We start from the raw sequence: 25,739 nt of genomic DNA on the forward strand, positions 1-25,739 counted from the left end.
CTTTCAATAGGCGCCGCGGCCGCCAAGCACGGCGCGGAAGGTCATGGCGATTAGGATGAGATCCAGCAGGATCGTGCGTGAACGGGCATAGGCAAGGTCCATGTCGACCATCTTGTCGAACCCGATTTCGGCGCGGCCGGAGACCTGCCACACGCCGGTAAGCCCCGGCTTGACCGACAGGCGGCCGAGTGCGCGTTCCGGATAGGCATCGACCTCTTCCGGCAGCGCCGGGCGCGGCCCGACCACCGACATTTCTCCGCGCAGCACGTTCAGGATCTGCGGCAACTCGTCGATGGAAAAGCGCCGCAGCAGCCTTCCGACCCGCGTTACCCGCGGGTCGTTGCGCGACTTGAAGCACACGCCTTCGCGGTCGGACCGCGCCAGCAGGGCCGCACGCCGCGCTTCGGCATCGACATGCATGGAGCGGAACTTGAACATGGTGAAGGGCGTGCCATCCTTGCCGATCCGCGCCTGCCGGAACAGCACCGGACCGCGGCTGTCGATCTTGATCGCCAGGGCGAGCAAGACCACCAGCGGCGAAAGGACCGCAAGCGCGCCGCCAGCCAATGCGATGTCGATGAGGCGGCGCGTGGCCAACATGCGATCCGCCTTCGCCATCGCGGCGACCGCCGCATGGGCGAGGAAGGTCGCGTTTCCGATCAGGTAGCGCCCCGCCAGCCGACGCGGTTCCATCGCCAGCCGCCAGATCCATTCGCATTTCGCCTTTCGCACCGCGCCAGGCGCACGCTTCACGCGCTCGGCGAGAAAGTCGAACAGGGCGCCGACGCCCATGGTAATGCGGGCGTCGATGCGGCGGGCGTTGCGGGCCAGCCAAAGGTCCTGCTGCGGCACGCCCAGGGCGACCAGCAGGATGTCGGGCCGGGCGGCGTTGATCGCGGCGATCGCGGCGGTCTCGTCCTCCATCCCCCGATAGCCGTCACGCGTTCCGACGATCCTCAGTCCGGGGATCTGCAGGCACAGCTTGTCAGCCGCAACCTCTGCGACGCCATCCTGGCCGCCCAGCAGGAACACGGTCAGACCGCGCGCCGCGGCCTGCCACAGCAGGGCAGGCGTGAAATCGGTGCCGTTCAGGTTGGCAAGGAAACGACGCCCCTGCATCCGCGCGGCCAGCTCGACGCCGATACCGTCCGGCAGAACCATGTCCGCCGTCGCCAGCGCGTCATGATAGTCCGGGTTGCGGCGGGCAACATTGGCGCAATGGGCGTTGAGAAAGGCAACGCGGCTGCGCCTGCCGGGCGTGAGCAATTCGGTGATCACGGTCTGAGCGTCGGCAGAGATGACGTCCAGTCCGAAAAGCGGGATCGTTTCGATGCCGCGCGCCGGTGCAGCAACGGGCGAGACGCTGCTGTCATTGCGGAAACCGGCCATTCCGTGATGTGCAAAAGTCATGGGGGCAGTCCTTCGGTTTGTCTGCCGTCGAGATGCCGCGACGCCCCCGATTCCGGCAACGAAGCAGCGGGACAGTCTCCAGACCCGGTAGGATTACCCTTTGAACTTTCAGGAGAATCCTCTGCCCAATCGAGCAAAGTCACATCCGATGGAACTGATGCCCACTATCCGAAGGGATAGCCGGAGTAACCAGGATTCCTGTTCAGATACCGCCCACCGATGGTGTAGGAGTTATCAGATGAAGAATGGAAACATGTGCCGACGGGCCTAAAGTGTACAAAGGACAAGTAATTCTGCCGGCGGTTGCTGTGTGACCGGCAGATCCCGGTAGGAACGAGTAAGGAGCGAGAATGCGGATACTCATTGCCGACGACCACGATCTGCTTCGCGACACGCTTGTCATGTTCTTCGAGTCCGAGGACGGCATCGAGACCGATACCGCGATGGATCTGGAAGAAGCCGCGCAGAAGGTTTCCGATGCGCCCTACGATCTTGTCTTACTCGATTACACCATGCCGGGCATGAACGGCCTCAACGGCCTGCAGCGGATCCGGGAAATCCCAGGCGACCACAGGGTCGCGATCATTTCGGGAACCGCCAATCGCGAGGTCGCCGAAACTGCGCTCGAGGCCGGCGCGGCCGGCTTCCTTCCCAAGACGCTGTCGGCGAAGTCGCTGGTGAACGCGATCCGCTTCATGGCCATGGGCGAGCAATACGCGCCGCTCGATTTCATGCGCGCGGCAGAGAACGAGCCGGCCCACCCGCTGGCCGAGAAACTGTCCCAGCGCGAACAGGAGGTTCTCAAGGGGCTGACCGAGGGCAAGTCGAACAAGGAGATCGCACGCGATCTCGACATCCGCGAGCCGACGGTGAAGCTGCACGTCAAGACCCTCTACCGCAAGATCGGCGCGTCCAACCGGACGCAGGCCGCGATGATCGCAAAGGACGAAGGCCTGTTCTGACCTATCCGTACGGATAGGCCCGGCACTCCGATTTCTCCCCCGGACAATCCAGCCGCGCAGGCGATCCGGAAGGGCGAGGAATGTAGAACGCGGGCAAGGAGACTTGCCCATGAAACCCGACCAGACCCGCCGCCGCATACTCCGCGTCCCGCCGCTTGTCCGGCTGCCATTCCGTCAGCTGTCCATCGCGCGGCTGCTGCGCGGCGGTCGTCTTTCCGATGGCGGGCGCTTGCCGCGCTATGCCGGGATATTCGCCATTGGGGCCGCATGCATCTGGGCGCCGATCTACGGTTATCTCACGACCGCGCCCTTGCGCTATACGTCGGGTTTTTCGCTGATCCTGCCCGGCTCGGGCGCCTCCGCCTCGGTCAACCTCGACAGCATCGGGCAGGCATCTTCCTACGCCAACTCGCCCTTCGCCTCATCCTCCGTCAGTCCGACAGAGACCTACAAGCGCTTGCTCGCAGCGGAACGGATCGTGGCCGCCGCCGCTTCGTCGCTGTCGATGCGCTCCCGCGATTTCGGCCAGCCGCGCGTGGAACTGGTGGACCAGACCAGCCTTATCCACGTGTCCATAGCCGGCGGCGCGCCGGAAGACGCGCAGGCCCGCGGCGAGGCGCTTCTGGCGTCGTTTTTCGCAGAGATCGAGGCGTTGCGCACCGACGAGGCGCAGATGCGCGAAACCAGCGCCGGAACGGCAATAGCAGAGTACCGCAACTCCGTCCTCGCCACCCGCGAAGAGATCTCGCGCCTCCAGAGAGAGAACGGACTTATTTCTACCGTCCAGTATGAGTCCCTAGTCGCCGAAACGGACACGCTGGCGCAGCGAGTCCGCGACATGGGGGTGCAGCTCGAGGAAAAGACCAGCGCGGTCAGGGCGCTGGAGACATCGCTCGGCCTGAACCCGCGGCTGGCCGCCGCCGCACTGCGGCTCCACGCCGACATAGAATTCGCGGCGCTCGTCAAGGAAATGTCCGAACGCGCGGCGGAACTGTCCCAGGCACGCAGCCGCTACGGCGAAAACCACCCCGAGGTGCTGTCGGCCCGCGATGGGCACGAGGCCGCGAGGATCGAGGCATTGCGCCGTGCCATGACCCTGACCGGCCTGACATCCGACGACCTTGCCGCACTCGACCTCTCCCATGTCGGCAGCCGCGCCGCCCTGCTTAGCGATCTGGTCACCTTCGAGGCGCAGCGTGCCGGGCTGGCGGCCGAGCACAGGGCCCTGACCGCCCGGCTGGACGCCGCCGAGACACGGCGCGTCGAACTGATCGAGCCGGCCGCCCGCCTCGAAGACCTGCAACGCGACTTCGCCGTGGCCGAAGCCGTCTTCGCCTCCGCCATGGCGCGAACCCAGACCACCAAGACCGATCTCTATGCGTCCTACCCGCTGGTTCAGGTCCTCGAAGATCCCAGCCTGCCGACCGAGCCGACCTCGCCGAAGCGCAAACTGGCCGTCGCCGCCGGGATCGCCGCGACCTTCTTTCTGCTCGTCGGCCTCTTCCTAGGCTGGATCCGCCGCCCGCTGATCGACCGCCTGTTGGCGCCGGGCGCCGATGCGACCGTTCTGATGGCCGCGGAATGAGCGGATCGGCCGATACAACACCGGCCAATCCGGCGGAGGCATTGATCCTGAAAACCCTCTGCTGGACCTGGCCGCTCTACTTTCTCGGCGCGCTCTACGTCGTCGGGCCGGTCCTTGCCTGGGTTCTGGGTGGGCTGGCCGCGCTGTCGCTCTACCTCGGCCCCGCGATCCGCCCGGACCTGCGTGCGCGGGGTAAGGTACCGCCGGTGGTCCTTGCCTGGATCGCGGGAATGGCGGTTATGCTCGTCGCATTGTGGGTCGGGCATCTCGACTGGGGGCTCGGCCTGAAGCAGACGATCAAGTCCACGATAGGCTGGGCCAAGGGCTGGGCGCTCCTGGCACTCTTCCCCTTCATAGGCGCGGTGCTGCCGATCCGGCGGGAGATCCTGATCCGCGGACAGTGCATCATCGGTCTCTGGACCCTGCTGCTACTGCCGGTTCTCCTCGCCGCGCCCTATGCCGGCATGCCGGAACGCATATTCACATCGCCCCTGAAAGCTGTTGGCGGCCCCGGCCCGGAATATTTCTCCGTCTACTTCTTCACCTGGGATCCCGCCAGCTGGACCCCACGCTGGCAATTCTACGCGCCCTGGTCGCCGTTCGCGGCCCTCCTGGGGGTCGTGCAGGTCTGCTTCGCCCTCGAAGAACGCAACATTCGCTGGCGTACCATCGGGTTGGCGGCGGGCGCCGCGATGATCCTGTTCTCCAAGTCGCGCATGGGCCTTGTCGGTCTTGTCGCATGCACGGTTGGTCCGCGCCTGCTGCCGCTTGTCCTGCGCGGATGGGCATGGACCGCGCTCGCCGCCGCGACCGCCTCGCTCGCGGTCTTCGGAACGGCCCTCGCCCAGGCCGTCAAGGATGCGGTCGCGGCCTTCAAGGGCGCCCGTGCCGACAGCACCCGTGTCCGCGAAACGCTGCAGCGCATCGCCGGCGAACGCTGGCAGAACGAGGCCTACTGGTTCGGCCACGGCACCGTTCAGCCCGGCGCGCATCTCGTCGAATACATGCCCATCGGCAGCCATCACACCTGGTGGGGCCTGCTTTTCGTCAAGGGGCTGGTCGGATTTCTCGCGATGCTGGTTCCGATGACATGGCAGATCCTTCTCGCCGCCGCGGATGCCGCAAGATCCCGTCGCGGTTACCTGCCGCTCGGCATCGCGATGACCATGGTTCTGCTCTCGTTCGGAGAAAACATCGAGATCGAGGCGTACATGCTCTGGCCGGGCCTGATTGTCCTCGGGATACACGCATCGGAGCGGGCGGACGATTTACGGTATGACATTCCGCAAAACGCCGGCTAGGTCCGCTTGCTGAATAATTGGCTCCAAGTGCATCGCCCCGGGCTCTGCCCAGCCGCGCTCGGCGACTTTGCCGCACCACAGGAGAAGCTGGGCATGGGCGAAATTCAGGGCTTCTTTAGTTACGGTCTACCCCGAGATCCTTCCAGTCTTGCGGGTATCGGTTTGTGCCTGGAGATACATTGATGAAGCTCGACACAGTCCACTTCACACTATCGAAATAGTCATCATTGGCCGCTTCTTGCACAGAACAGCAATCTTGTGGTTTTTGGTGGGTTGGGTGGTAGTAGGTGTGCGTATGCAGTACTTTATTTTAATACACAACAACTTAGGCAAGGCAGTGGCGGAGACGAAAGAAATCGAACCAGAGATATGTTCCTTTTTTCCAACCTCCGGAAAACACGGCACAAACTCAGCGTAGGAATTGGGTAGACGTTTGATTTTGAACAACTTTTCAGATCTTTAGGGCTCGCTTGTCCGATGAGCGCAATGGTCCCTTCACGTCGTTCCTTTTGCCAAACGTCATCTGTTAACCGGCGCCGTGGCAGCGCCCGTTCAAACTGTCGCCGAGTGCCGCCTCAGTCGTTCCCTCCCGGCACGACGACAAGACACCAGCCTGTACAGTGTCTCGGGTCAATATATGGTTGACGTAAGTGAATTAGAGTTCGGTTGAAGCATGACGGCAAATTCTGACGAAACAATGCAGGCGCTTCAGCATGAGGTCCAGCGATTACTGGGTCGGTGTTTGCTGCGGTTACAGCAATACGAACGTCTGATCAAAGCTATTATGGGGGACTGCGAAATCTCGGGGCCGGCTCATGCCTTGGAGGAAGTGAGGGCCGCGCGCATGACCGCCACCGCCGGCAAGACGCTCGGAACCATAGTCGGCGAACTCCTGGGATCGTATGTTGTTCCCAATGAGGTCGACACTCCGATACCGACCTCAACCGATACCTCTGATGGCCACATCTCAATCGGCAGCCGGCTGCAACTATCGGACGCGGATTTCGCCCGGACTGAGAATGACCTGAGGGATTTGGTGCTTCTGCGGAACAACCTGGTCCATCATTTCATTGACCAGCACGACATCAGAACCCTGGACGGATGCCGTGGCGGCCGCGATGCCTTGATCAAAGCCTACACCCGGATTGACCGGCATTTCGAAGAACTCCGGGCATGGGCCAAAGGCATGCATGACGCTCGTCGGGCGCTCGCGGGGGTCGTCCAATCAGATGCATTCCACGACCTCGTGGTGAATGGCATTCACCCGGATGGCACAGTGTTCTGGCCTGGCGCAGGCATTGTGCGCGCGCTGCAGGAAGCTTCTGGAGTGTTGGCCGTCAAGGGTTGGACGACCGTCGCGGAGGCTGGCAGGTGGATTGCGGAGCGGTATCCAGAACAACGGCCCGAGAAATATGGATGCAGCAGTTGGCGGCAGGTCGTGCATGAATCGCGCTTCTTCGAACTACGGTACTTTGAAGTCGGTGCACTTCGCGTTGCCCGGTATCGGGATAAAAAACGCCCTGCGAACCCAAGTTGAGGCCCGTCTGCAGGCAGGCTGCATCTTATGCCATACGAGGCTGGCTGGGTCGGCGGGCTGCCTGGGAATTAGGTGGCCATCAGCTTTCATTCAACCGAAAGTCAAGTCCAGCGCCGGAAGCGGCCGCCGACAACCGTATCGCGCCAAACGCCAAACAGAGACTCGGGCCGTATTGGGCGGCTATTTCGCCTGTGAATTCGAGTCTCTTGAGGCCAACGCCCCGCACAAGTCGCGGAAAACACGCCACAATACGTGAGGTATAAAATCGCTCAATATCAATGCCTTATGTCGTGGCGGAGACGAAGGGATTCGAACCCTCGAAACGGTTTCCCGTTTACTCCCTTAGCAGGGGAGCGCCTTCGACCACTCGGCCACGTCTCCGCCGACCCTCCTAAATGTCCGGTGCCAGAGAAACAAGGACAATATTGAACGGGCAGGTGGGAGCGGCGGGTCGACCACACGACCGAGACGGACCTGCGTGGTCAATGCGGCCGCGAGACCCGATCCCTGAAGCCACACCAGTCCTTCGGCCTACGGTTTGTCGCTCAGCACGCGGTACCCGCGCGGTTCAGCCGGATTGCCGCTGACGATGGCGTAATCTTCGACGTCCGAAAGCACGACGGCCCGCGCGCCCACCACTGCGCCCCGACCGATGGTCCGGCCGGGACCCACGAACGCGTCTGCTGCGATCCATGCGTCTTCACCAATGGTGACTGGCGGGCGTGTCAGGTCAAAGGTCGGGCTGGATATGTCGTGGCTGCCGGCGCAGATATGCGCGTATTGCGATATGGTTGCCCGCGCCCCCACGGTTATCCGGCCGATCGAATAGAGCCTGGCGGCGTATCCCACGGTGACGTGGTCGCCAAGGGTCAGGTTCGACGGCATGAAGATATCCGCGCCCGGGTTAATGCGGACGTTCTTGCCGACACTGGCTCCGAACATGCGCAGCAGGAACACCCGCCACGACCAGAAGAACGGGCGCGGCGTGAACCGGAACAGCGGCCAAAACAGCCACCAGAGTATCCGTGTCAGCTGCTCCTGCTTGCTGTACTTGATGGCCTTGCGGTTTGCGTCGATGTCCAGCCGGTCGGTAGCCGTTTTTTCCGATGGCGACATTCAGCAAGCCTCCAAGGTCACAGAACAGCTCTGATACCAGAGCCGCGGTGATTGCGCTATGCGGTCAATGCCCGGCGGTCAACGTTTTACGACAGCACAACGAAACGGATCGCGCGCTGGATCTCGAAAAAATCCGTCGCCCGGAACTCCAGCACTCGTGGTTCCGGATGTTCCATTCCGGGATACCAGCTGCCCTTGTAGGCTTCGACCGGATTGGTGAACTCGACGCGCAGCTCCCATTCCTGCGTCTGCTGGGGCAGTCCACCGGCGACGCCACCGGTCAGCGCGGCTTCGACGCCGTCGCGGATCTCCTCGACCGCTGCGGCGGGGCTCAGCGACTTCGTCGCCGGGCCGAACCCTTCGCTGGTCGCCACGGTGGCGATGCCGGGCACAAAGGCTTCCGCCTCGGCACACATGCCCATGTCGCCGGACAGGAACACCGACGGCACGCCGTAGCGGGCGGCGCAGAGTGCGTTCAGCGTGAATTCCGACGCGACTTCGCCGTTGATCAGCAGGCGGGACACGCGACCGGTCAGCGTATGCGCCAGCGGGTTCGTGTCGGAGCCGGCCTTGTTGTGATAGCCGGTGTAAAGTGCTGCATCGAAGCTGTCGTCGATGCCGAACATCATCAGGTCGGGATGGCCGCTCCAGCCGCGGACAATGCTGACATAAGAGGGCAGGCGCGACAGGATCAGGTTGCGGGCCGTGGAATGGGCATCCTTGACCAGGATCTCCTCGGCCCCGGCTGCCTTGGCGCCTTCGCAGGCCGCAACCAGCTCATCGGTCATGTATTCACGGAATTCGGCGTATTCCGGCTTGTCCTTGAACGCCTCGTTCCAGTCGGTGATGCCGGCCGTTCCCTCGATATCGGCGCTGATGAAGATCTTCATGCTTGGTTCCTTTTCTCACGCCAGTTCCGCGACAGTGGCGATCAGCCGGTCGATCTGTTCGGGTGTGTGTTCCGAGAACACCGCGATCCGCAGGGACGGCCTGTCTGCCGGCGCATCGGAATAGCCGCCCGGGGCCACGAGTTTCACCAGGATATCCCGCACGGCCAGCCCTTCGGCAATCGCCGCAAGATCGCGGCCGGCATCGGTCAATGTCACGATAGGCACCGGAGTTTCGGCGACGTCGAAACCAAGCGCTCTCAGGCCGGACCGCATCTGCGCGACATTGGCGCCGAGACGCCGCCGGATCGAATGATCGGCCGTCAGCAGCCGCAGCGCCGTCAGCCCGGCGGCGGCAGCCGCGGGCGGGGGAGGCGAGGCGCCCCGCATGATCCGGGCGCGTTCCTTGATCCGGTCTCTCAGCGCCTCGTCGCCCGGAATGATCCCGCCCAGGCCACCGAATGCCTTGCTGAGTGTTCCGGCCACGTGGCTGCGCGGTCCCTCCGCAGCGAAATGCTCCAGCAAGCCGCGCCCATGGGTGCCCAGCACTCCGACACCGTGACTGTCGTCGACCACCAGCCGGCCATCCTCGTATCTGTCTAGAATGGCGCGATAGTCAGCGAGCGGGGCCAGGGCGCCTCCGGAAGGAAACACCCCGTCGGTCACAACGACCGGCCGTTCGCCGGATCGAAGCTCCGCTTTCAGCACGTCTTCCAGCGCGGACGTATCCCGATGAGCAAAGGTCACGACGCGCAGGTCCAGCGACGGCACCGCGTCGCGGATGCTGTAATGCGTCGCGGCATCCATCAGGATCAGGTCGCCCGGCTCGCAGATCCCCTGCATCAACGCCATCGGGCTGGCATAGCCGGAGATCAGGTAGGTGACGTATTCGGCGCCGAACCAGGCGCACAGCGCCTCCTGCAGCTCCTGATACACTTCCATCGCCGCCAGCGTTCCCGGCCCCATGCCGAAACGCCGCGTCGCCTCGCAGGCCGCCTCGATCACCTCGGGCCGTCCGTGCATCGCGTAATAGCTTGTGCCGCAGAAGTAATCGACCTCGCGCCCGTCGATGCGCATGCGCGGGCCGATAGGCCCGTCCATGGCCATCGGCGCGCCTACTGCGGCGTCACGCGGCACGGCGTTCAAGGAACATCGGACCGACGCGGATGCCCTGCCGCCCGGCCTCGTCCACCGCCCCCAGCTCAAGGACCTCTTCCTCGTAGAGCAGCCCGTGCATCCGGAACCGGTCCTTGTCGATGGGCTCGCAGGAATGGGTGCAGAAATACTCGATCAGGCACAGCAGCTTGCCGTGGCTGTAGGACAGGTACGTGACGTTGAAGTCCGGCCCGTATTCACCCAGATGCGGCGCGATTTCCGGCGGCGGTGCTTCATCGGGGATGTCGGTGGACTTGGTCCACTCGGTCTCTTTCCACCGCAACTTGCCGGCCGATGGAAAGCTCAGCTCCATATGCGGATAGTCGGCGCCCTTGCCATAGATCCGTCCGTCGATGACAAAGCTCGACCCGCCCGCCGGCCGGATCTGCAGCGGCACGCCGTCGCCCATCAGGTACAGCTTGCCGTCCTTCTCCTTGATCTCCACGACCTCGCCGGACTCCGCTTCGTGGTAGTTTCCGGGCAGATCGGCGAACTGTTCCGCGGTGATCGGGGCAGGACGCTGGCTGCGCTCCGGTGCCTTGCCCATCTTCCGCTCCGCCAATGCGATCCGCAGCCCCTCGTTGCCAAGCCGGTTGGCGATCTGGTTGGCGAAATCGAGCGTGGCGAAGATCAGGACGCCAAGCCCCGCGCTGGGCAGCAGCGCCATCTGCGAGGCATAGCCATAGACCGCACCGCCGTGGCCCACCGTGGTCCAGCCGTCCAGCTCGCCGATGCCGTAGCACAGACCATAGCCGTTGATCACCTTGCCATGGGCCTTCCGCTGGCCCACGGGTGTCCACATCTCGCGCAAGGAGGCGGGGGAGATTACGCGGGTTCCGTCCGGCGCGAATCCGCCGCGCAGCAGGCATTGGGCATATCGCGCCATGTCGCCGGTCGTGGAAAAGATGTTCCCGGCCGGCGAACCGCCGAGGTCGAAAACCGGGGCAGGGCTGTCGCCTTCCAGCGTCCACATGTCAGCCGGTGCCAGCCGCTCTCTGATACCCGGCGCCATCCCGGACGACGTGTCGCTCATGCCAAGCGGCGCCATGATGTTGCTGTGGACGTAGTCGGAGTAACTCGTCCCGGTGACCTTCTCGATCACCAGCCCGACCACGGCGATGCCGGCGTTGGAATAATGCATGACCCCCGCGCTCGGATCCTGCTTCAGGGTCGACTGGGCCAGTTCCGCCACGGTCTCCTCCAGCGGCGGGCGATGCGCGTCAAGGTAATGCCCGCTCTTCGGTTCGCGGACCAGTCCTGCGGTATGACTCATCAGCTTGCGCAGCGTGACCTCCGGCCCGAACGGCCCGGATTCGCGGCCCGCGAACGGGTTGGTCGGCGCGAAGCCCGGCAGATAGGTGGACACATCGGCGTCGATGTCGATCTTGCCCTGCTCGACAAGCTGCATGATCGCCATCGAGGTGAACGTCTTGGTGATCGACCCGATCCGAAAGCAGGTATCTCCCTTCATCGGAAACGACAGGTCCGAACGCTGGATATGTCCCTCGGCCATCAGCCCGTCGCGGTCGACCAGAGCGTAGGAAATCGACGGGATCGCCTTGTCCTCGACCTCGTAGGAAATCAGGTCCTCGAACAGGCTCTTGGCATCGTCGGAAATAGTCATCGCGGGCGTCCTTCAGACTTGGTGGCGCGGGTCCAGAACATCGCGAAGCGCATCGCCCACGAGGTTCCAGGCCAGAACGAAAAGGAAGATTGCGGCCCCCGGAAAGACCAGCGTGTACCAGAACTGGAACGGGTTGCCGGCCTGGCCGACGATCCAGTTCCGGGAATAGGCGATCAGGTTGCCCCAGTCGGCATAGCCTTCCTCGGTACCGACGCCCAGGAAGGACAGCGCCGAAGCCGACAGCACCATCGAACCGGTGGCCATCGTCGCCAGCACCAGCACCGGGAAGAAGGCGTTGGGAAGGATGTGCAGCACGATCAGCCGCAGGTCGCTGGCGCCATAGGCACGCGCGGCGCTGACGTAATCCATCTCGCGTATCCGCAGGATTTCGCTGCGCACCACGCGGGCATAGCCCATCCATCCGAAGGCGGTCAGCGCGACGATGATCGGGACCAGGCCCTTACCCAGGATCACGGTCAGAACCAGCGCGGCGATCAGGAAGGGAACGGCAAGGAACACGTCCACAAGACGCATCAGCAGCTCGTCGATGATGCCGCCGTAGTAGGCCGCGATGGCGCCGATGGCGGTGCCGATCAAGGCGGAAATGATGACGACGCCAAGCCCGATCTTGAACGCGGTGCGGGTGCCCCAGATCACCGCATAGTAGATATCGTACTGCCCCTGCGTGGTGCCGAACCGCGCCTCGGGCGAGGGCGGCTGCGGCGTCGCCCAGAACCCCGCGCGCGGCGTGTCGTAGGGCGACAGCTGGAACTCGGTCGGCGGTGCCAGCAGTGGTGCAAAAACCGCGATCAGCACGAAGGCAAGCAGCAACAGCAGGCCGAACAGCGACATCGGGTTCTGCAGCAGGTAACGAACCACTCTCATCGCGTCTTCACCCTCGGGTCGAGCATCGGATAGATCAGGTCGACGATCAGGTTCAGCGCCACCAGCACCAGGGCGAAATAGATGCCGAAGCCCAGCACCGCAGGGAAATCCAGCCCCGCCGCGGATTTCGCGGCGAACTGGCCAAGACCGGGGAAGTCAAAGATCGTCTCTGTGATGACCACTCCGCCCATCATGTAGGCCAGCTCCATCCCGGCGACCGTCACAACCGGCAGCAGCGCATTGCGCCGCGCGTGGCGCAGCTCCACCACCTTGCGCGGCATCCCCTTTGCGCGCGCGGTGCGCACGTAATCCTGCCGCAACGTTTCCAGCATCGAGGTGCGCATCACCCGCGTGATGCTGGCGACGTTGACGTACATCAGCGTGATCACCGGAGCCACGAGGTGCCGTATCGCGTCGAAGAAGATCGGCCAGTTCCAGTTCAGCAGCGCGTCGATCGTGTTGGCGCCGGTGTAGCGGGTGAACTCGTCAGAGTTGACCTCGGTAATGGCCCATTGGCTCAATCGCCCGGGTGGGAACCAGTCAAGCGTGGAATAGAATATCAGCAGCATCAGCAGGCCGAAGACGTAAGTGGGAAAAGACCAGCCGAGGATCGCGAAGACCCGGATCGAATGGTCCTGCCATTTGTTGTGGTTCGTCCCCGCCCGCGAGCCGAGCCAGATCGCGCATAGAAGCCCGGGGACAAAGGCGAAAAAGACCAGTTCCATCGTTGCGGGGAAAAGAGAGGAAAGTGCCGTTGCCACCGGCTGCCGCGCTGTCTCGGACCAGCCGAGATTGCCGTGCAGGATGTTGCTGAGCCAGCGCGCGTATTGCACCGGAAACGGGTCATCCAGACCATATTGCTCGATCATGGTCCGGATCATCTCCTGCCCGCCCTTCAGGTAGTCGTCGGTGGGGGCGTAGGCTGCCAGCCGCTGCGTCGGGCTCAGCGACATCTGCAGGCCGAAGATCATCAGCGAGAGGGCGAACAGCACGACGGGCAGCATAATCAGCCGTCGCAGGGCATAGGTCATCATGCGGGGGTCGGGTCCGGAAAGGTCGTCGTATCGGGCGCCGGGCGGACATGCCGCCCGGCGTCGCGGATCTTGTGATCAGTCGTTCGACTTGGTGACCGGATAGAAGTCCCAGGCACCGTAGGTGATCATGTTGTGAACGTAGCCGTCGATGTTGTCCCGCACGACGATGAAGCCGAATTCCTCGTAGAGGAAGATCGTCGTGGCAAAGTCGTGCGACATTTCCTGCAGCTTGGCATAAATCGGCTCGCGCACTTCCGGGTCCGAAGACGCCCAGGCTTCATCCAGCAGGGGCTCGAATTCCTCGGACATCAGGTCGCGATAACCCTGACCCGAAAACCCGGCGACCAGCCCCGTCGGCGACAGGTAGTAGGTCGCAGCGCCAAGCGGACCGCCCGGGTCGGAATAGTCGGGGCCCCAGCCCATATACATCATCGGCGCAGCGGGTACCTCGCGGTTGTTCCGCAGGGCGGACAGCGACGAGGGCGGCAGCGACTGGATCTTTAGCTTGAACTTCGGATTGATCCGCTGCAGCCCCTGCTGAAGGATCGACAGGGCGGCCACGCCGTTCGTCGCGCCTTCCTGCACATAGGCCGTCATCTCAAAGCCTACGTCCCAGAGCTTGCCGTCAAATGCCGCCTTGAAGTGCTCGGTGGCCTTCTCGGGATCCCATTCGTAGACCGGCGAGTCCTCGCGGTACCCCATGATCCCACGCACCGTTGGGCCGTGCGACTGCACCGTCTTGCCCAGCAGAACCTGGTCGATCAGGATGTCGTAGTTCATCGCATAGCTGAAGCCCTGACGGACATCGAGATCGGCGAAGAAGTCCGGCGGAATGCCGGCGCCGTCCAGCTGCCCCGAACCGATAGCCGGGTTGTCGACCTCGTCCAGCGGCCAGAAGAAGAACAGACCACGTCCGAACACCTTGGGCAGGCCGTCGATGACCTTCACGCCTTCGGTCGCAGCCATCTCCTCGAGGAACTCGATGGGAGTTTCAACGAAATCGGCATCGCCCGAGATCAGCTGCAGCCGCCGGGTGGTCCATTCCGGCACGGTCCGGATCACCACGCGTTCCAGCGAGGCGGGCTCGTCCCAGTAGCCTTCGAACCGCTTCAGCGTGATGCGCCGGTCGGTCTTGTCCCATTCTTCCAGCATGAACGGGCCAGAGCCGTTCTCGACGTCGAACAGCGCGTCCTCGCTCAGCTCGGGGCGGTAGTATTCGTACCAGGTGTCGCCATCGCCATCCCAGCCGCCGACATCCGCGGTCCATTCCGCGTCGACGATGGACGTGCCGAAGGGCAGGGCCATGATCCCCAGCGTCGCCGGGAACGAGGACGGGATCGTAACGGTCACGGTGTCGCCTTCGACGACGATCTGTGACGCCAGCGCGTCATAGACCTCGCGCAGCGTTTCGGGGCTCGCGTCGGCGATATCCTCAACACCACCGACTTCCTTAACCCAGGTTGCGATGCTGTTGTATTCGCCGGCTGTCACCACCTCGGTGATGGCGTTCGACATCCAGCTTTGACCCATCAGCATCGCGCGCAGCAGCGAATACTTCACGTCCTCGGCCGTGATCTCGCCATAGCCCGGCTCGATGGCCGCCATCTTGTCTTCGCTCAGCTCGTCATAAAGTTCCCACGAGATCGAGCCGTCGTCGCCCTTCACCCCGACATAGTGGGTGTGGACGTCGGCGCGCATCGGGAAGCTGTAGCTGACGGACCCGTCGTCGTTCTCGACGATCAGCCCGTTTTCCAGCGACGGGACCTCGGTTGAAAGCGCCGGCACGAATTCCGAGATCTCGGAACCCTTGAAGTTCAGAAGCCGGTTGTAGACGTTCAGCACCCCGTAAGAGCTGGGAGTGTCGGCGATATAGGCGGGGTCAAAGGACTGAACGTCGCTTGCCCACAGAAAAACGAAAGTCCCCGGGTTCTTCGTCTGGGCGATGGCGCTCGCGGCCGTCAGCCCAAGACACAGACCCAGCGACGCGGCTACGGCACGTTTCATGGCAATCCCTGTCGCGTTGTTTTTTGTGCAAGTGCCCCAAAAGGATGGAACGGGGCTTGCCGGACTGTCCAATGCTAAGATAGGAACGGTTATGCAAAAAATGCATGAGGCACCCAATGGAACTGGCCTGGCTGGAGGATTTTGTCGAGATCGTCGCCACCCGGAACTTCTCCGCGGCGGCCTCAGCCCGGCATATTTCGCAATCCGCCTTCAGCCGCCGGATCAAGTCGCTCGAAGCGTGGCTCGGCGCCGAACTGATCGACCGCAGCACCTATCCGGTGCGCCTGACCGGCGCCGGCAACATCTTTCTGCCACGCGCGCAGGAGCTGGTGCGCGACATCTACCAGCTCCGCGCCGAATGCCGGAACCTATCGGGCACGAACGAGCCGCCACTCGCGTTTTCCGCGCTCCACACCCTCGCCATCTACTTCTTCCCGCGCTGGCTCCGTTCGCTGGCCGCCTGGCCCGAGCCCACGCGCTGCGTGATGCATGCGGGCGATTTCCTGGAATCCATCGAACAGCTTTCCCTGCGGAAATGCGACTTTGCGCTGGTCTACGATCACCCGGCGGGCCTGCCTGTACTGGAAACCGGCCCGTTTGAATCCGTTCAGGTCGGCACGGACCGGCTGATCCTCGTCTGCGGCTGCGATGCGAATGGCAAGCCGCTCTATTCCGTCGATGAAGGCGAGATATCCGAGCCGATCCCCTATCTCGCCTATGCCTGGAACGACGGATATCTCGGCAAGCTCATCGGCCTGATCCTGTCACGCCGGTCAACCGAACTGCCCCTGTCGACCGTCTATCAGTCCTCCCTCGCGGAAGGACTGAAACAGATGGCCATCGTTGGCAGCGGCATCACTTGGCTGCCGCAGATCTGCGTCCGCGACGCGATTGCCGAGGGGAAGCTGGTCCAGATCGGCGGCAGCCAGATGACCATAGAGATCCAGATCCGCCTGTTCCGGCGCTCCGGCCATCAGAGCGCAACCATCGAAGCGTTCTGGCAGCAGCTGGTGCTGAAAGAGGCGGCAAGCCGCACGCGGCTGCCGATTCGACCCTAGCCGGTTGCCGCAGAAACGGGCGGCGCCCAAGAAATTGGCAAAACTGGTTGCGGCCCGTACAAATTTAAGTCCTTATGCAAATCATGCATAGGGGTCTTTCCAAAACTGCCATCTGCGCGGTCGGCGCCAGGGAACGCAGCCTGCATTGTAATCACAGCGTTCGGCGGCCGCCCTCGGCGATCCGTTTCGCCGGTTCGCTCCGAACAGCTTACCCGATGCGGCGCGTGTTGACAGCCCGGTGGCGCTATGCGCGGACTGCCGTGACCACACCATGCAACGGATCCCCAACGTGACCGGGACACCCGAGACGATAGATACCGACGACGACGTGATCCTCTCAGTCGAGGACCTGCGCGTCAGCTTCCGCCTCACCAAGACCGAAACGCTCCACGCGGTGCGGGGCGTATCATTCCAGATCAAGCGCGGCGAAACGCTGGCGCTGGTCGGTGAATCCGGTTCCGGCAAGTCGGTGACCGCGATGACCGTCATGCGCCTGACCGAATACGACGGCGCCCGGATCGACGGCGGCCGCGTCCGGATGCGCATGAAGTCGGGGAAGGTCGAGGACCTTGCCACACTCTCCGAGCAGCGGATCGAGCAGTTGCGCGGTTCCGAGATCTCCATCGTCTTCCAGGACCCGATGTCGAGCCTGAACCCGGTCTTCCGCGTTGGCGAACAGATCGCCGAAGGCATCGTCCGGCACCAGGACAAGACGCAGGCCGAAGCCGAAGCCATCGCCTTGTCGATGCTCAAGCTCGTGCGCGTGCCCGATGCCGAGCGCCGGATGAAACAATATCCGCACCAGCTGTCCGGCGGCATGCGCCAGCGCGTCATGATCGCCATGGCGCTGGCCTGCCGGCCGTCTCTGATGATCCTTGACGAACCGACCACGGCGCTGGACGTCACGATCCAGGCCCAGATTCTCGATCTCGTCCGCGCGCTGCAAAAGGAAATCGGCATGTCCGCCCTGTTCATCACCCATGACATGGGCGTGGTGGCAGAGATCGCCGACCGTGTCTGCGTGATGCTGAAGGGCGAAATCATCGAAAGCGGCACGGTCTACGAGATTTTCGGCAACCCGCAGCACCGCTACACACAGTCGCTGATCGCCGCCGTGCCGCGCCTTGGCAGCATGTCCGACAAGGACGCGCCCGAAAAATTCCCGCTCGTCACCTACACGGCAGAAGGTGACGCCGCATGACCGCCGCCGCTCCGGAACTCAGCAGGGAAACCGACACCGCCCGCCCACTGGTCGAAGTCCGCGACCTTGTCACCCGCTACGACCTGAAGTCCGGACTGTTCGGCAAGGTTGCCGGCCGCGTGCACGCGGTCGAGGGTGTGACCTTCGACATCGCGCCGGGCGAGACGCTTGCGCTCGTCGGCGAGTCCGGCTGCGGCAAGTCCACCGTCGCCCGCAGCCTGATGCAGCTGGAAAAGATCACTGCCGGTTCAATCCGTTACAATGGCGTGGAACTGGTCGGCGCCGAGCGGAAGACCATCCTGCAGTTCCGCCGCGAAGTGCAGATGGTGTTTCAGGATCCGTTCTCGTCGCTCAATCCGCGCATGACGATTGGCCGGGCGATGATGGATCCGATGCGGGTGCACGGCCTTGGAAAATCGTCCGATCTCCGCGCCCGCGCCGCCGATCTGCTGGAACGTGTCGGGCTGTCGGGCGATCATCTCGACCGCTTCCCGCATGCCTTCTCCGGCGGCCAGCGGCAGCGTATCTGCATCGCGCGCGCGCTCACCTTGGATCCGCGCCTTATCATCGCCGATGAAGCCGTCGCATCGCTGGACGTGACGATCCAGGCGCAGGTGATCAACCTGCTGATCGATCTGCAGCGGGACCTTGGAATCTCGATACTGTTCATCAGCCACGACATGGCGGTGGTCGAGCGCATGGCGCATCGCGTGGCCGTCATGTATCTCGGTGAAATCGTCGAGATCGGAGACCGGCGTTCGGTCTTCAACAACCCGCGGCATCCCTATACGCGCAAGCTGCTGTCCACCGTCCCGGTGGCCGATCCGAACAAGCGTCCGAAAGACCGGATGCTGATGACCGAAGAGATCCCGAGCGCCGTCCGCCCGCCGGATTTCGTGCCGAAGAAACTGCCGATGCGGCAGGTCTCGCCGACGCACATGGTACGTGAGACCGAGTAAGTCCTAGCGCAGCGCGTCCGCCGCGATTTCGAACGAGTGGAGTCGCGCGGTGTGGTCGTGGATCTGACCGGTCAGGATCACCTCGTCCGGTTCGAATTCCCGGATTAGCCATTGAAGTCCGGCCTTTACGGTATTTGGGGCGCCGACGGCCGAGATGCGCAGCGCCTCGTCCACCATCGCGATGGCCGAGGGATCGGCAACCTCGGTGATGTCGTTCACCGGGGCAGGCAGCGGGCCGGGTTTGCCGGTGCGCAGGTTGATGAACGCCTGCTGCATCGAGGTGCGCAACCTCACCGCCTCTTCATCGGTGTCGGCGGCGAACACGTTGACCGCCAGCATGAAATGCGGCTTCGGCCACGCCTCCGACGGGCGGTAGGTTTCGCGGTAAGTGGCGATGGCCTGTTCCAGCATCTGCGGCGCGAAATGAGAGGCGAAGGCGTAGGGCAAGCCGAGATGCGCGGCAAGCTGTGCGCCGAACAGGCTGGAGCCCAGCATCCAGACCGGAACGTTCGTTCCGGCGCCCGGCACGGCGCGGACGCCCTGCGTGGCCTCACCGGGCGCAAAATAGCTCATCAGTTCGACAACATCGTTCGGGAAATTGTCGGCATTCTCCATGCCTCGCCGCAGCGCGCGCGCGGTTCGCATGTCGGTGCCCGGCGCCCGGCCGACGCCAAGGTCGATGCGATCCGGGTAAAGCGTCGCCAGCGTGCCGAACTGCTCGGCAATGACCAGCGGTGCATGGTTCGGCAGCATCACACCGCCGGCGCCGACGCGGATCGTGCTGGTATGCCCCGCCACATGCCCGATCAGGATCGAGGTCGCGGCAGAGGCGATGCCGGTCATGTTGTGGTGTTCCGCCATCCAGTAACGGGTGTAGCCCCACTGCTCGGCATGCTGCGCGAGGTCGATGGTGTTCCGAAGCGCATCGGCAGGCGTGAACCCTGCCGGCACCGGCGATAGATCGAGAACGGAAAAGGGGACCATGCGATGCTCCTCGGCTGACCGTCCCCAAGATCTATGTCGCGCGTTAACGGGTTTCCACCGCCGCCGCCGCACAAGTCCGGCGCGCCCCGCGCACAGCGGCGCGGGGCAGGGGGATCAGGTGCGTACGCCCGAGAAGCGGCTTTGCCAGTCCTCGCGCTCTTCGTCCGAAATCTTGCGGAACAGATTTTCCGGAACGGTAAAGGCACGCCCCGGAGTCAGACCCTTCAGCGCGGCTTCCATGTCGTCCGGCCAGCCCATGCCGTCGGCACCCATCGCCTCCAGCATCGCGGCGGAGGCATCCGGGATGAACGGTGCCGACACCGCGCCATAGAAGGCGATCAGGTTCAGCGAGAACCGGATGATCGCCGCCGCCCGGTCAGGGTCTTCCTTGAAGACCGACCACGGCGCGGCCTCCTGCAGGTACTCGTTGCCGATCACCCACAGCGCCCGCAGTTCCGCGGAGGCCTTGCGCACCTCGATGGCTTCCATATGCGCCGAATAGGCGTCCATCCGTTCGGTCAGCTCGCGGATCACTTCCACCTCGCCGGGACCATAGGCGCCGCCCTTCGGCACCTCCTCGCCAAAGCGCGAGCGGCAGAACTTGGTGACGCGGCTGACGAAGTTGCCCAGCACGTCGGCAAGGTCCTTGTTCACCGAAGCCTGGAAATTCTCCCAGGTGAATTCGCTGTCCGAGTTTTCCGGCGCATGGCTCAGCAGCCACCAGCGCCAGTAATCCGCCGGCAGGATCTCCAGCGCCTGATCCATGAACACGCCACGGCCCTGCGAGGTCGAAAACTGCCCGCCATCGTAGTTCAGGTAATTGAACGACTTGATGTAGTCGACCAGCTTCCACGGATCGCCCGATCCGATGATCGTCGCCGGGAACGACAGCGTGTGAAACGGCACGTTGTCCTTGCCCATGAACTGGACGTAGCGGACATTTTCCGCGCCCTCGTCGGTGCGCCACCAGCGGCGCCAGGCGCTGTCGTCCAACCCCTCGCCATCGGACCATTCCTTGGTCGCCGCGATATATTCGATGGGCGCGTCGAACCAGACGTAGAAGACCTTGCCCTCCATGCCCGGCCACGGCTCCTCGCCCTTCATCACCGGCACGCCCCAGTCAAGATCGCGGGTGATGCCGCGATCCTGCAGCCCGTCGCCGTCATGCAGCCATTTCTTGGCGATGGAAGTGGTCAGCACCGGCCAGTCGGTCTTGGACGAAATCCACTTGTCCAGCCGCTCACGCAGCAGCGATTGCCGCAGGTACAGGTGCTTGGTCTCGCGCACCTCCAGATCCGTCGACCCGGAAATCGCGGAACGCGGGTTGATCAGGTCGGTCGGGTCTAGCTGCTTGGTGCAGTTCTCGCACTGGTCGCCCCGCGCCTTGTCGTAGCCGCAGTTCGGGCAGGTGCCCTCGATATACCGGTCGGGCAGAAAGCGGCCGTCGGCGTTGGAATAGACCTGGCTTTCGGTCACCTCCTCGATGAACCCGTTCTCGGCCAGCCGCCCCGCGAAGTACTGCGTCAGCCTGCGGTTCTGCTCTGACGACGAGCGCCCGAACTTGTCGAAGGACAGCCGGAATCCATCCGACAGATCCTTCTGGACCTGCCACATCTCGGCGCAGTACTCGGCCACCGGCTTGCTCGCCTTGGCGGCGGCCAGTTCGGCAGGGGTGCCATGCTCGTCGGTCGCGCAGATGAACATCACCTCGTGACCCCGCGCGCGCATGTACCGGGCATAGAGGTCGGCGGGCAGCTGGCTGCCCACGAGATTGCCCAGATGCTTGATCCCGTTGATATAGGGGATCGCCGAAGTGATGAGTATCCGCGCCATGCGATCGTTCCTGTGTGAAAGTCCCGCGCGCTCTAACGCATTCGTCCGGTCGGTGCCAGTCGCGATCTAGTGCGGCTCGCCGTCGCCCTCGCGTAGACGGCCGATCAGTCGCCCGATCAGGAACGAGGTGCGCGGAGAATAGACATATTGCGTGCGTTCCTCGACGGTCGGGCGCGCACGCATCCGCATCAGCCCGTAGACCACCAGGAACAGGTGCCCGGCCGCGACCAGAGCGAACATCGCCCAGGGCCCGAACGCGCCGATCAGGGCGGACGCGATGAGCGGCGACGCGATGGCCCCGATGGCGAAGAAGAACATCAGCGCGGCGGACAGCTCCACGCGTTCCTCGTGCTTGGCGAAGTCATGGGCGTGGGATGCGGCGACGGAATAGACTGGAAAGGTGGAGAAACCGAAGAACCCGGCGCCCAGCAGCACCATCACCGTGCCGCCGCCGCTGACCGCGACGGTGACGCCGCAGGCAACCATCGCCGCCCCGGAAATCCAGATCAGCACCCAGCGCCGGTCGAACTTGTCTGCAAGCCATCCCGTCGGCCATTGCGCCAGCGCGCCGCCAAGGACGAAGCTGGCCAGGAACCATGCGATCTGCCCCGGGGCAAGGCCGACTTCCTGCCCGTAAAGCGGCCCGACCATCCGGAACGCGGCGCTGGTCTGACCGGCGACGATCACGCCTGCCACCGACAGCGGCGAGATCGCCCAGGCCAGGCGCGGCCTAAGCCGTGGCGCGTCCGGCACCTCGGGCTGTTTCAGCCGCGACAGGGTCAGCGGCAGCAGCGCCGCGCTGCAGAACAGGGCGAGCAGGTTGTAGGACACGTAATGCGCCGGCTCCAGCACGCCGATCAGCAGCTGCGCCATCAGCGCCGCGCCCATGTCGACGCCCCGGTAAGCGCCCATCGCCCGGCCCCGGGTCTCGTTCGTCACCTTCGCCTGCAGCCAGCTTTCGACCACCGTGTAGCACCCGGCGACACAGATGCCGCTGGCCACACGCATCGCGGCCCAGAAATACGGGTCGACCACCAGCATATGCGCCAGCAGGCCGATGGTGCCGGCGGCGGTGAAGGCGGCGAAGGCGCGCGAATGGCCGACCGCGCCCATCAGGCGCGGCGCCTGCCAGCAGCCGATGAAGAAGCCCACGAAATGCGCCGAACCCAGCAGGCCCACCTGCGTCGGCGTGAAGCCCAGCTTCACCCCGGACAGCGCGTCGAGCGGCCCCACGCCCCCGTTTCCCAGCTGCAAGAGCACGACTGACAGGAACAGGGCAGCGAAGGAAATCAACAGGCGCATGCCGCATTGCTTTCCAGCCCGGGTCGCGGTCCGCAAGCCGCTTTGCGACGCCACAGCGGCGTTTTCCCGACACCGCGCCGTCAAACCACGGTCCCGGCCTCCGATCCCGGCACCGCCAGCGGAAAAGCACGCAGACCCGCCCGCTTCTTCTGGTCGAAAATATCCCCGCCGGAGGCTCCCGAAACATCCGCCCACGCACCGCCTGGACATCGGCGCGCCCGACCGTATTGCCGAAACATTCCCGTTACATACCAGGCGTAGAGCCATCCAATGCCTGCCCTTCGCGTCTTTGCCGTTCTCGCCGTCACCCAGCTTGTCAGTTGGGGTGCAGTGGGCCTGTTGCCGGTGCTGGCGTCAGGGATTGCCGAAGCCCTCGAGCTGCCGCTTGCCACGGTGTTCTTCGGAGCCACGGCTATGTTCGTGGCGATGGGCGTCACGGCGTCGCTGGCCGGCCGGGCGTTCCAGCGGTTCGGCGCCCGGCGGGTGATGGCGGCCGGAGCGGTGCAGACAGCCGCCGGCCTCGCGCTTCTTGCCTTGGCAATGACCGGACCGGTCTACTTCGCGGCCTGGATCGTGATCGGCATCGCCGGGGCGATGCTCTTGACCACAGCAGCCTATATCTACCTGTCCGACCATGCCGGGGACCGCGCCCGCGGCATGATCGGCATGCTGATGCTGGCGACCGCGCTCGCAGGCAGCCTGTTCTGGCCGGTGACTGCCTTTCTCGACCACCTGCTCGGCTGGCGCGCGACCACCTTCGCGTTCGCCGTGCTGATGCTGGTCCTCGTCGCGCCGCTCATCCTGATTGGCCTGCCCGAAGCGCGCCGCCAGCGCGTGTCCGCCGAAACCTTCCCGCGCGCCGATATTCGCAGAACCGCCACTTTCCGCCTGATCGTCACGGTGGTCGCGCTGAACAGCTTCGTCACCTTCGGGTTCGAGGCTATCGGGATCGAACTGTTCCAGGCGCTCGGCACCGGCACGGCCGGGGCCGTTGCGGCGGCGTCTCTTCTTGGGCTCTTCAAGGTCGGCGGCCGTCTGGTGGATCTGGCGGGCGGCAGACGCTGGGACGCGATGACGACTGCCCTCATCGCGGGAGCGATGATGCCCTTGGGCCTTGCGTCGCTGTGGCTCGGCGGGGCGGCGTGGGGTGCGCTGGCGGCGTTGCTGATCCTGTTCGGCATCGGCAGCGGCGCCTTCGCGGTGGCCCGTGCCACGATGCCGCTCGTCTTCTACCGCAAGGACGACTATGCCGCCGCGATGTCGGCTATCGCGCTGCCACTCAACCTCGCCAGCGCCGCCGCGCCGCCGGCACTTGCCGCGCTACTGACACGCGCCGGTCCCGCGGCCGTGCTCGCCGGTCTCGCAGGGCTGGCAGCGGCCGCCTTCCTGCTGCTTCTGCGTCTTGACGGAATTCGCCGGCGGGATGCGGCGGAGCATCCCGCCTGACCGGAACAGGTTCGGGAAATGTGGGAAAAATTTGACCGCTTGGAAAAAACAACGCTCCCGAACCGGCTTTACCACCCGCATTACAACGGTGGTTACAACGGTTGTGTCCGACATGCCGCCTCGCAGCAGCACTCTGCATGCGGTCGGGTCCAAGTCCGTTACGACCCGGCCGCGCCCTCCCTGCCGCTGCTTCCGACAATCCCCGGCCATTCCGGCCGGTCATATATTCAGGAGATCGTTTTGATGACGATGAAGACCTTTGTTACCGCAGCTGCTCTTTCCCTGGTCGCCGGCGTTGCCGCCGCGGCGCCTGCCGGCATGGCCGGCGGCGTGATGACCGACCTCAAGGGTATGACGCTCTACACCTTCGACAATGATACCGCTGGCACCAGCAACTGCTATGGCGGCTGCGCGCAAAGCTGGCCCCCGTTCATCGCCCAGGCTGGCGCCGCGGCCGAAGGCCCGTTCTCCCTGGTGACCCGCAAGGACGGGGCGCAGCAGTGGGCCGTTAACGGCATGCCGCTTTACTACTGGGCCGGCGACCGCAAGGCCGGTGACGTCAACGGCGACGGCGTCGGTGGTGTCTGGCACGTGATTAAATAAGCCGTTTCAGTACGTTACCGTTTTACCTGAGCCTTTTTACGAAAGACTTTCACCCCATCTATTTTCATTAGCCAATCGTTTTTCGGCGCGCTCCTCCTGATTACCCTAAGGGGGAGCATCTGGCCCGGTTCGCTGAGTATTTTCGGCGGACCGGGCTGTTTTTTGTTACAGGGTCATTCCGCCATTGCGGCGGCATGGGCCCGGAAGCTGCCGTTTTCCCGCGTCACCCGCCAGGTTTTCATCGGGGCTGTCCGCGCCCTCCGGCGGTGCAGCAGCCAGCCGCGCCGCCCCGCGCCGTGGTCCGAGCACATCTGCCACCGCGTTTCCACCCCCGGCGCGCCGCCGTCGCCCGGCGTCAGCAGCAGGCCCAGCGGATGCGTGCCGTGTTCCTCTGCCCCGGTTTCGGCGGCCAGGTGCAGCCGCCGGACCGAGGTCAGCCCCGGCACCGCCGGCAGGTCCGCCACCACCAGCGGTACCACGCCGGCGCGCAGAACTTCCTCCATGCACCACAGCACATCCTCCTCGCGCACCGGTTCGAGGAAGATCAGCCGCGCCGGATCGAACAGGTGGAGCGCCGCTTCGGGATTCAGCCGTTCCGGCATCCAGCTGGGCACGATCCAGAGCACCGGCCCCTCCAGCCGCGCCGCGACGACCGAGGCCAGCGTGCGCCGCGCGTCGCCGCAGACCTCGTGCGCGCGGGCCATCGGCAGCGCCAGCTCGTCCAGGAAGGACAGGGCGGGGCGGTCGCGTTGGCTTTGGCGTGACAGCAGCGGATGATTCATGCAGCCAATATAGATGTTCGCTTTTCGTTCTCCAATACCGCAGGGCAATCCGCTCTTGCCCCCGGTGGTAC

General features: G+C 64.2%; 21 protein-coding genes and 1 tRNA gene. 9 read left to right on the forward strand and 13 right to left on the reverse strand.

Features of this window, described 5'->3' with window-relative positions; all coding sequences use genetic code 11:
- Positions 1-3: 3 nt before the first annotated feature.
- Positions 4-1,410: a WecB/TagA/CpsF family glycosyltransferase gene (locus HCO70_RS04100; protein ID WP_253913108.1), complete on the reverse strand. Its 1,407-nt coding sequence runs from the start codon at positions 1,408-1,410 to the stop codon at positions 4-6.
- Between the two features lie 350 nt (positions 1,411-1,760).
- Here HCO70_RS04100 and HCO70_RS04105 point away from each other — a divergent pair, with 350 nt between their 5' ends.
- The 4 genes from HCO70_RS04105 (at position 1,761) to HCO70_RS04120 (ending at position 6,795) form a co-directional block, all read left to right on the forward strand.
- Positions 1,761-2,372 carry a response regulator transcription factor gene (locus tag HCO70_RS04105; RefSeq protein WP_172293336.1) on the forward strand — a complete coding sequence of 204 codons (612 nt, stop codon included), beginning with the start codon at positions 1,761-1,763 and terminating at the stop codon, positions 2,370-2,372.
- Positions 2,373-2,481: 109 nt separating this feature from the next.
- Entirely contained in the window at positions 2,482-3,957 is a 1,476-nt protein-coding gene (locus tag HCO70_RS04110) for a hypothetical protein (protein WP_172293338.1), read from the forward strand.
- Positions 3,954-5,258, forward strand: a complete 1,305-nt coding sequence (locus HCO70_RS04115) for an O-antigen ligase domain-containing protein (RefSeq protein ID WP_172293340.1) — start codon at positions 3,954-3,956, stop codon at positions 5,256-5,258. The genes HCO70_RS04110 and HCO70_RS04115 overlap by 4 nt, the downstream gene beginning before the upstream one ends.
- Positions 5,259-6,102: 844 nt before the next feature.
- Entirely contained in the window at positions 6,103-6,795 is a 693-nt protein-coding gene (locus HCO70_RS04120; protein ID WP_253913109.1) for an OST-HTH/LOTUS domain-containing protein, read from the forward strand.
- Between the two features lie 291 nt (positions 6,796-7,086).
- On the opposite strand, the gene HCO70_RS04125 is transcribed toward HCO70_RS04120, so the two are convergent.
- From HCO70_RS04125 to HCO70_RS04160, 8 genes are all read right to left on the reverse strand, one after another.
- Positions 7,087-7,176, reverse strand: a tRNA-Ser gene (locus HCO70_RS04125).
- Positions 7,177-7,326: 150 nt separating this feature from the next.
- Positions 7,327-7,911, reverse strand: coding sequence for a hypothetical protein (locus HCO70_RS04130; RefSeq protein ID WP_172293342.1), 585 nt, complete (start codon positions 7,909-7,911; stop codon positions 7,327-7,329).
- Between the two features lie 86 nt (positions 7,912-7,997).
- A complete protein-coding gene (locus HCO70_RS04135) occupies positions 7,998-8,801 on the reverse strand; it encodes a M55 family metallopeptidase (RefSeq protein ID WP_172293344.1) in 804 nt (267 codons plus the stop codon).
- Positions 8,802-8,816: 15 nt separating this feature from the next.
- Positions 8,817-9,899, reverse strand: coding sequence for a pyridoxal phosphate-dependent aminotransferase family protein (locus tag HCO70_RS04140; protein ID WP_253913110.1), 1,083 nt, complete (start codon positions 9,897-9,899; stop codon positions 8,817-8,819).
- 25 nt (positions 9,900-9,924) lie between these two features.
- Positions 9,925-11,577 carry a serine hydrolase gene (locus HCO70_RS04145; protein ID WP_172293348.1) on the reverse strand — a complete coding sequence of 551 codons (1,653 nt, stop codon included), beginning with the start codon at positions 11,575-11,577 and terminating at the stop codon, positions 9,925-9,927.
- A 12-nt stretch (positions 11,578-11,589) separates the two neighbouring features.
- Positions 11,590-12,462, reverse strand: coding sequence for an ABC transporter permease (locus HCO70_RS04150; RefSeq protein WP_172293350.1), 873 nt, complete (start codon positions 12,460-12,462; stop codon positions 11,590-11,592).
- On the reverse strand, positions 12,459-13,496 hold the full coding sequence (locus HCO70_RS04155; RefSeq protein WP_172293352.1) for an ABC transporter permease: 1,038 nt from the start codon (positions 13,494-13,496) through the stop codon (positions 12,459-12,461). Before HCO70_RS04155 ends, HCO70_RS04150 begins: the two co-directional genes overlap by 4 nt.
- 75 nt (positions 13,497-13,571) lie before the next feature.
- Positions 13,572-15,500 (reverse strand): ABC transporter substrate-binding protein, encoded by a 1,929-nt coding sequence (locus HCO70_RS04160; protein ID WP_172293354.1) that lies wholly within the window; start codon positions 15,498-15,500, stop codon positions 13,572-13,574.
- A gap of 116 nt (positions 15,501-15,616) precedes the next feature.
- On the opposite strand from HCO70_RS04160, the gene HCO70_RS04165 reads away from it, so the two are divergent.
- The 3 genes from HCO70_RS04165 to HCO70_RS24750 all read left to right on the forward strand — a co-directional run bounded on the left by HCO70_RS04165 (position 15,617) and on the right by HCO70_RS24750 (position 18,718).
- Positions 15,617-16,558, forward strand: coding sequence for a LysR family transcriptional regulator (locus HCO70_RS04165; RefSeq protein WP_172293356.1), 942 nt, complete (start codon positions 15,617-15,619; stop codon positions 16,556-16,558).
- A 271-nt stretch (positions 16,559-16,829) separates the two neighbouring features.
- Positions 16,830-17,759 carry an ABC transporter ATP-binding protein gene (locus HCO70_RS24745; RefSeq protein WP_172293358.1) on the forward strand — a complete coding sequence of 310 codons (930 nt, stop codon included), beginning with the start codon at positions 16,830-16,832 and terminating at the stop codon, positions 17,757-17,759.
- On the forward strand, positions 17,756-18,718 hold the full coding sequence (locus HCO70_RS24750) for an ABC transporter ATP-binding protein (protein WP_172293360.1): 963 nt from the start codon (positions 17,756-17,758) through the stop codon (positions 18,716-18,718). The genes HCO70_RS24745 and HCO70_RS24750 overlap by 4 nt, the downstream gene beginning before the upstream one ends.
- A 3-nt stretch (positions 18,719-18,721) precedes the next feature.
- On the opposite strand, the gene HCO70_RS04180 is transcribed toward HCO70_RS24750, so the two are convergent.
- The 3 genes from HCO70_RS04180 to HCO70_RS04190 form a co-directional block, all read right to left on the reverse strand.
- Positions 18,722-19,702: an LLM class flavin-dependent oxidoreductase gene (locus HCO70_RS04180; RefSeq protein WP_172293362.1), complete on the reverse strand. Its 981-nt coding sequence runs from the start codon at positions 19,700-19,702 to the stop codon at positions 18,722-18,724.
- A 114-nt stretch (positions 19,703-19,816) separates the two neighbouring features.
- Positions 19,817-21,535 carry a methionine--tRNA ligase gene (metG, locus tag HCO70_RS04185; RefSeq protein ID WP_172293364.1) on the reverse strand — a complete coding sequence of 573 codons (1,719 nt, stop codon included), beginning with the start codon at positions 21,533-21,535 and terminating at the stop codon, positions 19,817-19,819.
- A 66-nt stretch (positions 21,536-21,601) separates the two neighbouring features.
- Positions 21,602-22,837, reverse strand: coding sequence for an MFS transporter (locus tag HCO70_RS04190; RefSeq protein WP_172293366.1), 1,236 nt, complete (start codon positions 22,835-22,837; stop codon positions 21,602-21,604).
- A 270-nt stretch (positions 22,838-23,107) separates the two neighbouring features.
- Between HCO70_RS04190 and HCO70_RS04195 the strand changes: the two genes are divergently transcribed.
- Both HCO70_RS04195 and HCO70_RS04200 read left to right on the forward strand, forming a co-directional pair.
- Entirely contained in the window at positions 23,108-24,283 is a 1,176-nt protein-coding gene (locus HCO70_RS04195; RefSeq protein ID WP_172293368.1) for an MFS transporter, read from the forward strand.
- Between the two features lie 243 nt (positions 24,284-24,526).
- Complete coding sequence (locus tag HCO70_RS04200) at positions 24,527-24,886, forward strand: hypothetical protein (RefSeq protein WP_216665256.1); 360 nt, start codon at positions 24,527-24,529, stop codon at positions 24,884-24,886.
- A gap of 173 nt (positions 24,887-25,059) precedes the next feature.
- Here HCO70_RS04200 and HCO70_RS04205 read toward each other — a convergent pair whose 3' ends face one another.
- Entirely contained in the window at positions 25,060-25,668 is a 609-nt protein-coding gene (locus HCO70_RS04205) for an ImuA family protein (protein ID WP_172293370.1), read from the reverse strand.
- Positions 25,669-25,739: the final 71 nt, after the last annotated feature.

This window comes from Pseudoruegeria sp. HB172150 (genome assembly GCF_013184805.1).
Taxonomy (GTDB): domain Bacteria; phylum Pseudomonadota; class Alphaproteobacteria; order Rhodobacterales; family Rhodobacteraceae; genus Psychromarinibacter.

Excerpts from the sequence above, each read along its gene's own strand:
- HCO70_RS04105 (WP_172293336.1), top strand. The coding sequence starts at position 1,761 with ATGCGGATACTCATTGCCGACGACCACGATCTGCTTCGCGACACGCTT.
- HCO70_RS04115 (WP_172293340.1), top strand. The coding sequence starts at position 3,954 with ATGAGCGGATCGGCCGATACAACACCGGCCAATCCGGCGGAGGCATTG.
- HCO70_RS04135 (WP_172293344.1), bottom strand. The coding sequence starts at position 8,801 with ATGAAGATCTTCATCAGCGCCGATATCGAGGGAACGGCCGGCATCACC.
- HCO70_RS24745 (WP_172293358.1), top strand. The coding sequence starts at position 16,830 with ATGCAACGGATCCCCAACGTGACCGGGACACCCGAGACGATAGATACC.
- HCO70_RS04140 (WP_253913110.1), bottom strand. The coding sequence starts at position 9,899 with ATGGACGGGCCTATCGGCCCGCGCATGCGCATCGACGGGCGCGAGGTC.
- HCO70_RS04100 (WP_253913108.1), bottom strand. The coding sequence starts at position 1,410 with ATGACTTTTGCACATCACGGAATGGCCGGTTTCCGCAATGACAGCAGC.
- HCO70_RS04200 (WP_216665256.1), top strand. The coding sequence starts at position 24,527 with ATGACGATGAAGACCTTTGTTACCGCAGCTGCTCTTTCCCTGGTCGCC.
- HCO70_RS04190 (WP_172293366.1), bottom strand. The coding sequence starts at position 22,837 with ATGCGCCTGTTGATTTCCTTCGCTGCCCTGTTCCTGTCAGTCGTGCTC.
- HCO70_RS04205 (WP_172293370.1), bottom strand. The coding sequence starts at position 25,668 with ATGAATCATCCGCTGCTGTCACGCCAAAGCCAACGCGACCGCCCCGCC.
- HCO70_RS04165 (WP_172293356.1), top strand. The coding sequence starts at position 15,617 with ATGGAACTGGCCTGGCTGGAGGATTTTGTCGAGATCGTCGCCACCCGG.
- HCO70_RS04180 (WP_172293362.1), bottom strand. The coding sequence starts at position 19,702 with ATGGTCCCCTTTTCCGTTCTCGATCTATCGCCGGTGCCGGCAGGGTTC.
- HCO70_RS04195 (WP_172293368.1), top strand. The coding sequence starts at position 23,108 with ATGCCTGCCCTTCGCGTCTTTGCCGTTCTCGCCGTCACCCAGCTTGTC.
- HCO70_RS04145 (WP_172293348.1), bottom strand. The coding sequence starts at position 11,577 with ATGACTATTTCCGACGATGCCAAGAGCCTGTTCGAGGACCTGATTTCC.
- HCO70_RS04110 (WP_172293338.1), top strand. The coding sequence starts at position 2,482 with ATGAAACCCGACCAGACCCGCCGCCGCATACTCCGCGTCCCGCCGCTT.
- HCO70_RS04150 (WP_172293350.1), bottom strand. The coding sequence starts at position 12,462 with ATGAGAGTGGTTCGTTACCTGCTGCAGAACCCGATGTCGCTGTTCGGC.
- HCO70_RS24750 (WP_172293360.1), top strand. The coding sequence starts at position 17,756 with ATGACCGCCGCCGCTCCGGAACTCAGCAGGGAAACCGACACCGCCCGC.
- HCO70_RS04120 (WP_253913109.1), top strand. The coding sequence starts at position 6,103 with ATGACCGCCACCGCCGGCAAGACGCTCGGAACCATAGTCGGCGAACTC.
- HCO70_RS04160 (WP_172293354.1), bottom strand. The coding sequence starts at position 15,500 with ATGAAACGTGCCGTAGCCGCGTCGCTGGGTCTGTGTCTTGGGCTGACG.
- HCO70_RS04130 (WP_172293342.1), bottom strand. The coding sequence starts at position 7,911 with ATGTCGCCATCGGAAAAAACGGCTACCGACCGGCTGGACATCGACGCA.
- metG (WP_172293364.1), bottom strand. The coding sequence starts at position 21,535 with ATGGCGCGGATACTCATCACTTCGGCGATCCCCTATATCAACGGGATC.
- HCO70_RS04155 (WP_172293352.1), bottom strand. The coding sequence starts at position 13,496 with ATGATGACCTATGCCCTGCGACGGCTGATTATGCTGCCCGTCGTGCTG.